Source organism: Ensifer sp. LC11 (genome assembly GCF_001695835.1).
Lineage (GTDB): Bacteria > Pseudomonadota > Alphaproteobacteria > Rhizobiales > Rhizobiaceae > Ensifer.
Genome location: NZ_MBSO01000023.1, coordinates 347,319 through 359,846 on the forward strand (window position 1 = coordinate 347,319; position 12,528 = coordinate 359,846).

12 protein-coding genes are annotated in these 12,528 nt (G+C 62.2%); 3 read left to right on the forward strand and 9 right to left on the reverse strand.

Features of this window, described 5'->3' with window-relative positions; translation table 11 throughout:
- Positions 1-182: 182 nt before the first annotated feature.
- From BBX50_RS17830 to BBX50_RS30515, 3 genes are all read right to left on the reverse strand, one after another.
- On the reverse strand, positions 183-494 hold the full coding sequence (locus BBX50_RS17830) for a hypothetical protein (protein ID WP_065776653.1): 312 nt from the start codon (positions 492-494) through the stop codon (positions 183-185).
- A gap of 374 nt (positions 495-868) precedes the next feature.
- A complete protein-coding gene (locus BBX50_RS17835) occupies positions 869-1,636 on the reverse strand; it encodes an EAL domain-containing protein (protein ID WP_065776654.1) in 768 nt (255 codons plus the stop codon).
- A 74-nt stretch (positions 1,637-1,710) separates the two neighbouring features.
- A complete protein-coding gene (locus BBX50_RS30515; RefSeq protein ID WP_065776655.1) occupies positions 1,711-2,460 on the reverse strand; it encodes a hypothetical protein in 750 nt (249 codons plus the stop codon).
- Between the two features lie 277 nt (positions 2,461-2,737).
- Between BBX50_RS30515 and BBX50_RS17845 the strand changes: the two genes are divergently transcribed.
- Together BBX50_RS17845 and BBX50_RS17850 are read left to right on the forward strand one after the other, a co-directional pair.
- On the forward strand, positions 2,738-4,120 hold the full coding sequence (locus BBX50_RS17845; protein ID WP_244513176.1) for a sensor histidine kinase: 1,383 nt from the start codon (positions 2,738-2,740) through the stop codon (positions 4,118-4,120).
- A gap of 5 nt (positions 4,121-4,125) precedes the next feature.
- Entirely contained in the window at positions 4,126-4,770 is a 645-nt protein-coding gene (locus BBX50_RS17850) for a response regulator transcription factor (protein ID WP_065776731.1), read from the forward strand.
- A gap of 144 nt (positions 4,771-4,914) precedes the next feature.
- On the opposite strand, the gene BBX50_RS30290 is transcribed toward BBX50_RS17850, so the two are convergent.
- Entirely contained in the window at positions 4,915-5,388 is a 474-nt protein-coding gene (locus tag BBX50_RS30290) for a hypothetical protein (RefSeq protein ID WP_161490881.1), read from the reverse strand.
- Between the two features lie 186 nt (positions 5,389-5,574).
- On the opposite strand from BBX50_RS30290, the gene BBX50_RS17860 reads away from it, so the two are divergent.
- Positions 5,575-6,963, forward strand: coding sequence for a hypothetical protein (locus BBX50_RS17860; RefSeq protein WP_244513175.1), 1,389 nt, complete (start codon positions 5,575-5,577; stop codon positions 6,961-6,963).
- 84 nt (positions 6,964-7,047) lie between these two features.
- Here the strand turns inward: BBX50_RS17860 and ugpC are convergent, their stop codons facing one another.
- The 5 genes from ugpC to BBX50_RS17885 all read right to left on the reverse strand — a co-directional run bounded on the left by ugpC (position 7,048) and on the right by BBX50_RS17885 (position 12,265).
- Complete coding sequence (ugpC, locus tag BBX50_RS17865; RefSeq protein ID WP_065776658.1) at positions 7,048-8,130, reverse strand: sn-glycerol-3-phosphate ABC transporter ATP-binding protein UgpC; 1,083 nt, start codon at positions 8,128-8,130, stop codon at positions 7,048-7,050.
- A 3-nt stretch (positions 8,131-8,133) separates the two neighbouring features.
- Positions 8,134-9,180, reverse strand: a complete 1,047-nt coding sequence (locus tag BBX50_RS17870) for an NAD(P)-dependent alcohol dehydrogenase (protein ID WP_065776659.1) — start codon at positions 9,178-9,180, stop codon at positions 8,134-8,136.
- 32 nt (positions 9,181-9,212) lie between these two features.
- Positions 9,213-10,034, reverse strand: a complete 822-nt coding sequence (locus BBX50_RS17875) for a carbohydrate ABC transporter permease (protein WP_065776660.1) — start codon at positions 10,032-10,034, stop codon at positions 9,213-9,215.
- Entirely contained in the window at positions 10,034-10,894 is an 861-nt protein-coding gene (locus BBX50_RS17880; RefSeq protein WP_065776733.1) for a sugar ABC transporter permease, read from the reverse strand. The genes BBX50_RS17875 and BBX50_RS17880 overlap by 1 nt, the downstream gene beginning before the upstream one ends.
- A 93-nt stretch (positions 10,895-10,987) precedes the next feature.
- Positions 10,988-12,265, reverse strand: a complete 1,278-nt coding sequence (locus BBX50_RS17885) for a sugar ABC transporter substrate-binding protein (RefSeq protein ID WP_065776661.1) — start codon at positions 12,263-12,265, stop codon at positions 10,988-10,990.
- Between the last annotated feature and the right edge of the window lie 263 nt (positions 12,266-12,528).

Sequence of the window (12,528 nt, forward strand, 5' to 3'; positions counted from 1 at the left end):
ACGCGCGCAGGCCGTCGTGGTGTTGATTGCCTGCATCGCGGATCCACTGCGAATCCAAGGCGATCAAGCGATAGACCGGCAGCTAAAGCGTCAAGATTACAGGAACATTGCGCGGAAGCCCGGCGTGGTCTGCGGCGACCGTTCTTTGGTAAGAACCCGGGCGGGAAAGCAATCAGGGCTCGTCAGGCAGCGCGGTCTGCAGGTCTCCCGGACGCCGGTGCCTTGGGATCCGCTGCGTATATCAGGCCCGGCTGTACGATCCATTCGCCGGGCCGCAGCGCCAATACGTCGAAACCGCCACTTGGCAGCCGTGGCGCAACGCCGACGAAGCGGTAGCGCAAACCATCGTGGTCGATCACCATCTCGCGAATTGGCTGGCCGGCGAGGAAGCCGATCACGGCGCCTTCCTGTTGGATATCCGCCAGCACAAAATACTCGGTCGGCAAGCGGCGGCTCGCCTTGGCGGTGAGTTTGAACCCGTTCTTGAATTTCATTGTCTTGCTCGTTGTGGGCCGCTTCTATGGAGCCGGACAGGGCCGGTGCCGATCAACGCCTGTACTCTTTTGAATTCTAACGGTCCTGGGGCCGCGCGGCTGATATCCCGCTGGCGGAGGTCAGGCCAATGACTGCAACGGTGAACCGTGCCGCGTGCCCGGTTGCGTTCCGGACGACGCGGCGCGTCTCAAGCCATCGAAAAGCGGCGTCATGAAGGCAGGCACCGGAATGGCGCACCCGGCTCTGTCTTCATCGGCGGCGACACTGCCTTCCATTCTCAGATGGAGCCACGGATCGATGTCTGAAATCGCTTGGGAAAGTAGCGCGGCGGCATAAGGAAAACGTCAGGTCGCGCAGGAAGCTTCGTGCGTCGTCAGCACAGCATCACATTTCGGGCGGCGTGGGGTGCGCCTCCAAACAGCGGGGTCAGCGTCGGTTCGGACAGCAGAAACCCTTGAACGTGGCTTGCGCCGGCTGCCCGCGCGGTTTCGAATTGTTCATAAGTTTCAACGCCTTCGACAACCACGACCGGGGCGACGCAAGTTGCGAGACCAACCATGTGCAAGAGGAAGCGCTTTGCCTCGCTGCGGCCGAGCCTCAGAAAGAAGCCGTCGATCTTCACGATGTCGACGGGTAGGGACAAAAGCGCCTCCGGGGTGGAGAACCCGGTTCCAAAGTCGTCGACGGCAACCCGGTAGCCGAGATCGCGCAGAGCTTGAAGAAATTTGCCTGCGGCCGGGTGGGCGGAAATCGGCAGACTTTCCGTCAGCTCGAGCACGAGGCGAGGGGCAAGCCATGCATTTGCAAACAAAAGATCGAAGAGAAGCGCCCTGTTGCGCTCGTCGGAAATGTTCGCGGCGGAAATGTTGCAGCCGAGATCACCGGATGGGTGGCACGCCAGCCAATCAAAGGCGAGGGCGAGCATATGCCGGTCAAGTGCCGCGACGCGGCCGGTCGCCTCCAGATAGCCGATGAACTCGCTGGCCGTCATGATCTCGCCATCCGGTTTGACGAGCCGCCCCAGACATTCCGAGTAAAGGACCTGGCCGACATCGGTGACGCAATTGACGTGTTGGAGCGAAAAGCCGACCCGGCCGTGCTTTGCCGCATGGTCGAAAACGTCAAGAACGCGATCGTACATCTGGAGATCCAAGAGATTGGCCCGAAGCCGGTTGTGCGGCCGGCGGCCGCACCCGGCCGCCGGTCGTTCGTTCTTTATTGTGCCGGCTCGGCTTCGGGGTCGACGGCTTCAGGGTCGTCGACGTCGACGTCCAAAGCCGGTGGCGGAAGCGTGTTGCGGATATCATCGATCTTGCCGATTGCCGGCCCGACGCCGAGAATGCCCTTGGCTTCATCGACCATGTCGTCGGTGACCACACCATCCTTGGTGAAGCTGGCAAGCGCCTCGCGCAGAGCTTCGTCACTCAGCGCCGGATCCGTGGGGATTGCGTCGACGCCATTCTCGGCCTCGAATTCCGCATAGGCGATCGCATAGGCCGAAACCGCAGCCATCTTTGGGTCATTCGAGTTGAGGTAGGCATGATAATTACGGTTGAGCGAGCGGAAGCCTGGAGTGGGCCCAGGCGTGACGACCGGATCAAGCAGCGGGTCCGAGACCACAGGAGCCGATTTGGCGACCTTTTCGGTCTTGGCCGGCTTGGAGGTCTTTGCCTTGCTGCTGGATTTCTGCGACCGGTGGAGCGATTTTCCACCGGACTTGTCGCTTTTCGTTCCCTTGCTTGCGCGCGTATTGTCGGATTTTCCGTGGGCGGAACCACCGTCACGGTTGCTGCCGTGACCGCCGCCGTTGCCACCGCCATTGCCGCCTCCTCCGCCGCCGCCGCCACCGCCGTTACCGTCCTTGGCGTAAGCGGCGTCAATCGGCCAAAGGGTACCGCCCGCCAAGGGCGCGACCGCCAGCGTCAGAGCCATCATGCTCCGGGCGACGATTTTTTTGATAGCCATAGGGATCTCCATGTATTCAACGTCTTGCTTCCCTTCGCGGACCGAGGGAGCCGGTTTTGATTTGGCGAGGATATCGTTGGGCGGAAACCGGTGCCATCGGCCCCCGACCATTGCTGCCCTGCCTAGGACTTAGGTCTGAGCAAAGGGCCTCAAAGGTCCGACCGGGAGGGCAACCGGGGCGATGCGATTGACCGTCCTTTGGGAGTGGTTAGGGTGGCGCGGCCTTGCTACAATCGTCGCGCCGCACGCGAGCCGGCGGCCCGATCCGAGAGACCTGGTGCACGTCAACAAACTCATCACCCGCTGGAATTCTCAATCTCTCGCCACGCAGTTCCTGCTCATCGGGGGCGTGGTCGCTGCTGGCGCCATGCTTTTGGTCGGCGCCTTCGTTTCCAACCGCATCGAGGATGCGGTGACGCAAAACTCTGCCGCAACGACGGCACTCTATGTCGACAGCGTGATCGCGCCGCTATTGCCTGACATGCAGAAGAACGAGGTGCTCGACGAGACCGTTGCGCGCGCGCTCGACGAGACGCTCGGCCAGGGCGCGCTCGGCGATCGGTTGCTGACGTTCCGGCTCTGGCGGGCTGATGGCACCGTGCTTTACTCAAACGATCAGGCGACAATCGGCAAGAAGGCCGAGCTTGGGGATGAGTTGCATATGGCGTTCTCCGGCAAGATGGTCGCGCGTTTCGACCAGGCGGGAGATGTCGGGGAAGGGCGGGCCGGTACGCCGGCGCTCGCAATCTACAATCCGGTGCTGCAGCCCTGGTCCGGGCAGGTGGTCGCCGTCTCGGAGTTTCATGAAGTCGCCAACGATTTTCAGCAGAGCCTCAACCGGGCTCGTCTTCATACCTGGCTGGCGGTTGCCGCCTTCACGCTTGCCTTCTTCGTCATCCTGTCGGCCATCGTCCTGCGCGGAAGCAAGACGATCGAGAGCCAGCGCCATGCTCTCAAGCAGCGCGTCGACGAGCTTTCGGCATTGCTTGCGCAGAACGAGACCTTGCGCGGCCGCCTCCAACGGGCGTCCCAGCGCACGACGGCGCTGAACGAGAGTTATCTGAGGCGGATCGGCGCCGATCTGCACGACGGTCCCGCACAACTCGTAGCCTATGCGTCTCTGCGGCTGGACAGCGAGGCCCTGAGGAACAACCGAACTCCGGCTGCCGTCCGCCAGCGCGAGGTTGACGCGATCAGGGCGCGCCTCGACGAGGCAATGCAGGAAATCAGGACGATCTGCGGAGGCCTGGTCCTGCCGCAGATCGAAGCGGCCGGGCTTTCCGAAATTCTGCAGCGCAGCGTCAAGGCCCATCAACAGCGCACGGGCTCGGCCGTCGAACTTTCCTTGACCAATCCTCCCGACCGCCTGTCACAGGCCGCGAAGATCTGCATATACCGTTTCGTGCAGGAGACGCTCAACAATGGGTTTCGCCATGCCGACGGCGTCGGCCAACGGGTCGCGCAGTGGGTGGATGGCGATCGCGTCACGATCGAGGTCGCCGATGCCGGTCCCGGTTTCGATCCGGACAAGGTTCAACCGGCCAGTCTCGGTCTTGCGGGCCTGAGGGAACGGATCGAAAGTCTTGGCGGAACATTCGAACTTATTGTCGATGCCAGCGGGACGACCGTTCGCATGACCACCAGCATCAAGGAGATTTGACGATCATGGTGACAGGAATACGCGTTGCCGTCGTTGATGATCATCCCTTGTTTCGCGAGGGGGTCACCCGGAGCCTGTCGGAAATCGACGGGTTCGAGATCGTCGCGGAGGGCAGTTCGAAGGATGATGCGGTCAGGATTGCCGGCTCGCTCGGGCCGGACGTGATGCTGATGGACATATCGATGCCCGGTGGCGGGCTTGAGGCGATACCGGCAATTCTCGACATTGCTCCGTCACAGAAGATCATCATGCTCACCGTTTCTGAAGACGGCGACGACGTAACGGTGGCGCTCGACCGCGGCGCCACCGGCTATGTGCTCAAAGGGGTCGGCGCGACAGCGCTCGCCGACGTGATCCGCACGGTCGCTGCCGGCGAACGCTACGTGGCGCCTACTCTGTCCGCCAAGCTTCTTTCCAGCCGAAACGGCCCGGCCGCATCCGGCAAATCCGGCCTCGTTGCCAGTCTCACCCCTCGGGAAAAAGAGGTTCTGCACTTGGTGGCGGCGGGTATGAGCAACAAGCATGTCGCAATCGAACTGGATCTGCAGGAAAAGACGGTAAAGCACCACATGACGCAGATCATGACAAAACTGGGCGTCGCCAACCGCACCGAGGCGGCCATGGTGCTGCGCGATTCACGCGAGGCATAACGCAATTTCGCGGAGAATCCGCAACGCGCTCTGACCTTTGGCGTTTACGGTCGGCCGGGTCGCTTTCGCTGCACTGACTGCTGCGAAAGCGACGGAGCCAACATTTGATGCTCTGGGTGGAAGTGTTCGACTGAACGCCTGGCGCTAGGGCGCGAGCGACTGCAGGCGTTGAATGTCGGCTGATGTCGCGCGGCGATCAATGATGGTGCGCCCGCGTGCATCCTTCATGATGTAGCGCCCCTTTCTGATCACTTCACTGATGCCGCCCTTGTGGCGAACGCCCACGTCACCGTCATCGTCCAGGCCGATTGAAGCGCGCGACGCTTTCGAGTTGCCGCCGGAACGATTGCCGCTTGAGCTGCTGTTTCCCTTCCCTCCACTGTTGCCACCACCGCTGTTGCCACCGCCGTTGCCGCCTCCGCCACTGCTACCGCCACCGCCGTTTCCGCCGCCTCCACCATTACTCCCTCCGCCTTCGTTCTTGGCAAGGGCAACGGTCTCGGTGACTGCGATCCCGTCGGCGGTTACGGTGAGCCGGTAAGGCAAGCTGGTCGCCAATAGAAAAACCGCCGCCCAGAAGAGTGCGGTAAAAAACGTTCGGGGCATGGCGATGCTCAAACCTCTGGGATCCCATTTGCGCGCCCGGCAGACGCGGCCCGTCGCCGGTTTGGCGACAGGAAAGCTCGACTTTGCCCACGGCCGGCATGAGCAGTCAACGTGTGTCTGACGCGATCGGCCGGGACCGGACCTTTCCCCGAGTGCGGCCAGACATTCGTCGGAGCTTCATAGGACCAAGGTCCGTGGTTGCAGATCCGGGTCCGGCTGGTGTCCGCCGCTTCGTTGTACGAGGAGCGGAGCAATCCGCCAGGGCCGCGAATTTACGGTATGCTGATTATATCGTTTCATTTGGCCATATTCTCGACACCGAGATCGGTGACGTCTCCCGGTAAGCTGGGAAACACCCGGCGCTCATCGAGCGCCCGCCCTTGCGTCTTGTTCGGGATGCGGGGGCGGGCGTTTTGCGCCTATCGAAAGTTCATTCACTTGTCACACGACAATCCGCCCGGGCATGTCAAGAAACGAATTGTGCTGCATTTCCCTGGCTTCGAACCGCTGGATGCCGCCAAGCATCAGGCGCGTTACCAGCGATCAGCGCTGAAGACCGCCAAGCTGCAGGACTTCGCCGTCCAGGTAGGGACCGTGCATGCCGATGGGCGCAACCGCTATTTCGACGTCGAGAGCGAAGGTCCCGACTGGCAGACGGCGAGCCGGGTCTACATGTTCGACCACGACGACCTTGTGAGAAATCTGAACGACCGACCGACGCTAACGAGAATGGCCACCGGTTTCCTGAGCGCGGCTCGGGTCGTATGGGAAGGTGGCGCGCTGGCCTACTTTCGCCATGCGTGGCGCTTCGGTCTGTTCTTCGTCTTTCCGTTTTTGCTGGTGATCATCGGGCTGGCCCTGAGTGTGCTGATCGGCACGGCGCCCTATTGGCTGGCGCTCGAGCCATCGTTGCTGGTCCTGAGCGCGATTGTCGCCTACCTGGTGTTCTTCAAGCTCTTTCTTCCTTGGTCGGAACGGTGGCATACCTTGCATCTCTTTGCCGATTGGGAACTGGCCGTTGCCGTGGCAAGCCTGGAAAAACCCTATTTCAAGCAATGGGCTGAGGATTGCGCAGCATCGGTTCGAATTGCCCTTGAAGAGCCCGCCGACGAATATGTGATCAGCTCCCACAGCATGGGATCCAGTATCGCCGCACAGGTGATCGGCGCGTTGGTCGAGAGGGAGCCTGGCCTGTTCGAGGGCAAGCGCGTCGTTTTCGTCACGCTCGGCGGAGCGATCCTGCAATGTGCGCTGCTGCGTTGCGCCGACGTCCTGCGGGCCCGTGTCGGTGCCATTGCCCGCGTCAGGGACATCTTCTGGTTCGACGTGCAATGCCTGACAGACGCGATCAATTTCTATCGATGCCAGGTCGTCGCGCTGACGGGACATCACGATGCACCGCAGCCGCCGATCGTTTTCATCCGGGTCAAGCACCTGCTTTCCCCGGAGCGCTATCGCCGGATAAGGCGCGACTTCCTTCGGGTGCATCGCCAGTATGTGCTTGATGCCGATGTTCCCGCGAGTTTCGATTTCACGATGATGACTGCCGGGCCGCTGCCGGCGGCATCCTTTGCCAGCCCTTCGTGAGGTTGCCCAATTCGTCATCGGTGCCGGAGCGGAGACAGCCCGGCCAAGGCCGGGCTGATATCGTGACTCGCGTGCGCGGGCGTCTCATGGCTTTCGCAGGGACAGTCCGCTTTCCCGATCGAACAGGTGCAGGCTTTCCGGCCCGAACGTGAAGGAGACCGCGTCGCCGGGCTTCGGGCAGGCGCTGGCCTTGACCAGGGCACCGATCTCCTTGTCGGCGAAAAGGAACGTCACCAGCGCGTCATTGCCGTGAAATTCGACGAGATCCGCGGTGCCAGAGAGTCGGTTTGTCCCCGTTGCCGCAGGCTGCAGGTCGGCGGGGCGAATGCCAAGCACCAGTTTCTGCAGATGGTGCAGGGCGAACTTTCCTTCCGGGATCGAGAAATTGCCGCCGGCAGTGCGCAACAGCCAACCACCTTCGGTTTTCTCGGCGGTGACGTCGATGAAGTTCATGTTGGGCGTGCCGATGAAACCGGCGACGAAAAGGGTGCGCGGGCGCTCGTAGATCTCGGCGGGCGTGCCGACCTGCTCGATCGCGCCGCCCTTCATCAGGACGATCCGGTCGGCAAGCGTCATCGCCTCCAGCTGGTCATGCGTCACATAGATCGTCGTGGTCTTCAGCTTCTGGTGCAGGCGCGCGATCTCGACACGCATGTGGTTTCGGAGTTTCGCATCGAGATTGGAAAGCGGCTCGTCGAAGAGGAAGACGCGCGGCGTCTTGATCATGGCGCGGGCGATGGCGACGCGCTGCTGTTGCCCGCCCGACAGCTCGGTCGGCTTGCGGGTGAGATAGGGGTCGAGCCCGAGCGTTGCTGCGACAGCACGAATGCGGGTGTCGATCTCCGCCTTCGGCACCTTCATGCGCTTCAGCCCGAAGGCGATGTTGTCGTAGATCGTCATGTGCGGGTAGAGCGCATAGTTCTGGAAGACCATGGCGACGCCGCGGTCGCGCGGCGGCAGGTCGTTGACCGTCCGCCCGCCGATCGAGACGCTGCCGCCGGAAATGTCTTCAAGACCGGCGATCATGCGCAGCAGGGTGGACTTGCCGCAGCCGGAAGGTCCGAGAAACACGATGAATTCATGATCGTCGACATCGAGGTTGAAACCCTTGATGACGTCAACGGCGCCGTATTGCTTGTCGACATTGGAGCAGACGATGTTCGCCATGGCTCAATCCTTCCCACTGTCCATGAGGATCTGCAGCTTGATGTCCGTCGGCCGCGCCGAGGCCGCGCGCTCAAACGCCTTGATGCTCTCCGAAAACCGAAAGGTCTCGGTGATCAGCGGCTTCAGGTCGACCTTGCCGGACGCAATCAGTTGCAGGGCGCGGTCGAAGATGTTGGCGTAGCGGAACACCGTCTCGATGCGGACCTCCTTCGAGATCGCTGCGGGCACATCGAACTGGACGGTTTCGACCGGCAGCCCGACCAGCACCACGGCACCGCCCGGGCGAGTGAGATCGAAGATGCCGGAGAAGGCCTTGGCGCTGCCGCTCGCCTCGAAGACCACATCGGCGCCCCAGCCATCGGTCTCCGTGCCTATGACATCGGCAAAGGGGCGCTCGGCGATATTGACCGGGGTGATGCCCGGATACTGTGCTGCGATCGCCAGCTTCTCGGCGCTGAAGTCGGAGATGAACACACGGCTGCAGCCGCCGGCAAGGGCGGCCAGCGCCACCATGATGCCAATCGGGCCGCAGCCGATGACGGCGGCGACGTCGCCGGGCGCGATCCGTGCGCGGGCGGCCGCCTGCATGCCGATGGCGAAGGGCTCGACCATCGCGCCTTCGGCAAAGGAGACGTTGTCGGCAAGCTTGTAGGTGAAGGCAGCGGGATGAATGACGAAGGGGGCAAGCACACCGTGCACCGGGGGCGTCGCCCAGAAACGCACCTTGGGATCGACATTGTAGATGCCGAGCTTGGAGGCGCGGGAAGTAAGATCGGGAACACCCGGCTCCATGCAGACGCGGTCACCGACTGCAAGGGTTTCGACTTTGCTGCCGACCGCGACGACGGTGCCGGCCGCCTCGTGTCCCAGCACCATCGGCTCGCGCACCACATAGGGGCCAATGGCGCCGTGGGTGTAATAGTGCACATCACTGCCGCAGACGCCGACCGTGTGGATGGCGATCTTGACGTCATCCGGGCCGAGTTCGAGAGGGAGATCGATTTCCCTGAGCGCGAGCTTGCCTTTTTGCTCGAGGACCAACGCTTGCATGAAGGATTTTCCTTGTCTTCAGTGTTTTGGTTTCATTGGGTCTTGCGCTTGAAGGCGCTGTTGAGCATGCCGCTTAGGACCCCGATAAAGAGGAGCGGCGGGATGGAGAGAAGCACGACGGAGGCGTTGAGAATGCCCCAGGGCACGTCGCGGCCGAGCTGGGTCAGTTCCGAGGCGACGATTGGCAGCGTCTTGGCATCCGACGTCGTCAGCATCAGCGCGATCAGGAACTCGTTCCAGACGAGCACGAAGGCAAAGGCGACGGCACCGATCAGCGAGCGCAGCGCAATCGGCAGCGCGATGAGGAAGAAGATTGCATAGGGGCCATAGCCATCGACGCGGGCAGCCTCTTCGACTTCCTTCGGCACGCGGGCAAAGGCGGGAACGCTGAGCCAGATGATGGTCGCGAGCGTCAGCAGCGAATAGGTGACGATCATCGACAGGCGGGTGTCGTAGAGACCGAAATCGAGCCAGATCACCATCAGAGGGATGGCGATCGCCACCGGCGGCAGGAAGCGCAGCGACAGAACGAAGAACTGAATATCGCGCGACCAGCGGTTGGGATAACGCGCGATCGCATAGGCCGCGGGCAGGCCGAGAGCCGCACCGATCAGCACCGCAGCACCCGAGATCAGCAGCGAATTGACGAGACCGGCAAAGACGCTTTCACGGCCGAGCACATAGGCGAAGTTGTCGAGCGTCGGCTCGAAGATGAAGAGCGGTGTCGGCGTGACGATGTCGACGCGGTTCTTGAAGGCGTTGAGCGCCGTCCAGAACATCGGAAAGACGGCGGAGAAGGCAGCGAGGCCAAGGATCAGCCGGCCAATGAGGCGGCCAAGGGTGTGGGTGGCCATCACTGAACCCTCTTCCAGATGAAGGTAAAGGCGATCGAGGTGGCGATCATCATCAGAACGGCCATGCTGGAGGCGTAGGAGATGCGGCCGGACTCGATGAAGCCTTGCGAAAAGGCGTACATGTCGAGCGTTTCGGTCGCGATGCCGGGGCCGCCGCGGGTCATGACGTAGATCAGGTCAAAGGCGCGCAGCGACTCGATCATCTTGACGAAAGCGAGCGAGATCAGCGGCGCCTTCAGCATCGGTAGCGCGATGAACGCATAGATCTCCCAGGTGCGGGCATGGTCGAGCCGTGCCGCCTCGAACGGTTGCGGCGGAAGTGTCTCCAGGAGTTTCAGCACGATGACGGCGAAGAACAGCCCCCATTGCCAGACGTCCACCAGCGCAACGGTCGCGAGCGCCGTTGCCGGATTGGAGAGCAGGTCGAGCGGCTCACCGGTGATCGCCTTGTAAGGGTAGGTCGCGATGCCATAGAGCGGATGAAAGGCGAACTTCCAGACGAAGGCGGCCGAAACGCGCGGCAGGATCACCGGCACCAGGAACAGCAGCGCCAGCAGATTGCGCGCGCGCGGCGACACGCATTCGAACAGCAGGATGCCCAAGCCGATGGCGATCAGAAGCGTCATGCCGACCGTCACCGCTTCCCAGGTCAGAGAGACGCCGATGGCATTGACGAAACGCCGGTCCGAGAACAGGTCGATATAGTTGGCGAAACCGATCAGGCTGCCGTCGGGACGGCTGAGCTCCCGGTTTTGGAAGGAGATGTAGATCGCGTAGGCCGTCGGCACGAGGGCGAGAACGGCAAGGATCCCCATCGCCGGGGTGAGGAATACCGCCGGCAGGCTGTTTTTCTGCTTCATGGTCATGACGTCCTACGGCTGAGGCGATGCGCTCCCGATGGTGCGGGCCACCGGCGGCAGACGCCGACCGATGGCCCCTTGGGAGGAAGCGGCTTACTGGCTGCGGGCAACCAGGTCCTTGGCAAAACCGTCGAGCTCGTCGAGGCCTTCCTTGATGTCGCTGCGCGTCCCGGTGATCAGTTCTTCGAGGATGATGCCCCAGCGATCGCCAAGATCAGGCCATTGCGGGCTCTGCCAGAAATTGACGGCGGTGACCTTACCGGTGTCTGCAAGCGCCTGACCGAGATCGGGACCATAGAGCTCGGCGAATTTCGGGCTGGTCATGATGCTGGTGCGGTTGAGTTCGCTGAACTGGTTGGCTTCAAGCCGCCGCGCCTCGTTTTCCTTCGAGGTCGCCCAGGCGATGAAGAGACCGGCGCAGGCCCTGGAAGCCTCATCCCTGTTGGCCTTGGCGCCGATCGCCAGACCATGGCCGTAGCCACCGCCCGTCAGCGGTGCCGGCGGTGGCAGGTAGCCGACCTTGCCGGCAACCTTCGAGGACTTCGGATCGATCGCCATGCCGACGAGCGGCGTGGACTCGATCAGCATTGCCACCTGACCGGATGTGAAGGCGCCGACCGCCTCGTCCCAGCCGCCGGTCTGGCTGCCCGGTGCCGAATATTTGAACAGTTCGAGATAGGTCTCGGTCGCCTTGACCGCCTGCTCGCCGTCGAAGACGGGCGTCTTGCCGTCGAACCAGTTGCCACCGAACCCTTTGAAGAAGGGCATCCAGCGCCAGACATTGGCGCCCGAGCCGCGCTGACCGCGCAGCGCCGTGCCGTAAATGCCCTGGTCGGGCTGGTTGAGCTTCTTCACCGCGGCGACGTATTCGTCGAGCGTCTTCGGCGGCGCGATGCCGGCCGCCTCGAGCAGGTCCTTGCGGTAGACCATCAGGTCGCCGCCGCCGGTGATCGGCGCGAACCAGACCTTGCCGTCATAGGTGGCGACCTTCTGCCGGCCGGGATCGAAGTCGGCATAGTCGTAGTCTGCGGGATAATAGTCCATCAGCGGCGCGACCCAGCCGGCGGACGCAAAGAGCGCCACATTGGCCTCGTCGATGTAATAGACGTTGTACTTGCCGATGGTCGAGGCGTCGGCCTTGGTCTTGGCGCGCCGGTCGTTTTCGTTGAGATAGTCGATCTCGAAGGATGCGCCGCCGGAAAGCGTCTCGAATTCGGACTTGTAGTCTTCAAGCAGCGTCAGGCCGTCGCGCGGCTGGGCCAGCACCTTGATCGTGCCGGAGCATTCGGCCGCGACCGCCAGCGTCGTCAGGCCGGTGGAAAAAAGGCATGCGAAGGCAATGCTCGAAACGAGCGTCTTGGCTTTTGTCATTGTGAAAAGACCTCCCCAGGTCTGCGATGCGCGCCGGATACTCCTCAGACCCAGTGCGTTTTCCCGATAGCGAACCGTTTCGCTGGGGTTGATGATAGGCCTTGTGGCTCGCGGAACTAGCGTGCGTGATGCGGTGATTCTATACTTTCATGCAACATTCTACCCACATCGAACTATTTGCAGCGCAGCAAATGCAAGGATTCATTGTTGCTGTCTGAAAAGCGCGCTTGCAGCATGTCGCGCAAAAGCGGGCAGCGGGTTTC

Bases quoted from the DNA above. Each gene is read 5' to 3' on its own strand.
- BBX50_RS17875 (WP_065776660.1), bottom strand. From the start codon at position 10,034: ATGGCCACCCACACCCTTGGCCGCCTCATTGGCCGGCTGATCCTTGGC.
- BBX50_RS17850 (WP_065776731.1), top strand. From the start codon at position 4,126: ATGGTGACAGGAATACGCGTTGCCGTCGTTGATGATCATCCCTTGTTT.
- BBX50_RS30515 (WP_065776655.1), bottom strand. From the start codon at position 2,460: ATGGCTATCAAAAAAATCGTCGCCCGGAGCATGATGGCTCTGACGCTG.
- ugpC (WP_065776658.1), bottom strand. From the start codon at position 8,130: ATGGCGAACATCGTCTGCTCCAATGTCGACAAGCAATACGGCGCCGTT.
- BBX50_RS17885 (WP_065776661.1), bottom strand. From the start codon at position 12,265: ATGACAAAAGCCAAGACGCTCGTTTCGAGCATTGCCTTCGCATGCCTT.
- BBX50_RS17880 (WP_065776733.1), bottom strand. From the start codon at position 10,894: ATGAAGCAGAAAAACAGCCTGCCGGCGGTATTCCTCACCCCGGCGATG.
- BBX50_RS17830 (WP_065776653.1), bottom strand. From the start codon at position 494: ATGAAATTCAAGAACGGGTTCAAACTCACCGCCAAGGCGAGCCGCCGC.
- BBX50_RS17870 (WP_065776659.1), bottom strand. From the start codon at position 9,180: ATGCAAGCGTTGGTCCTCGAGCAAAAAGGCAAGCTCGCGCTCAGGGAA.
- BBX50_RS17835 (WP_065776654.1), bottom strand. From the start codon at position 1,636: ATGTACGATCGCGTTCTTGACGTTTTCGACCATGCGGCAAAGCACGGC.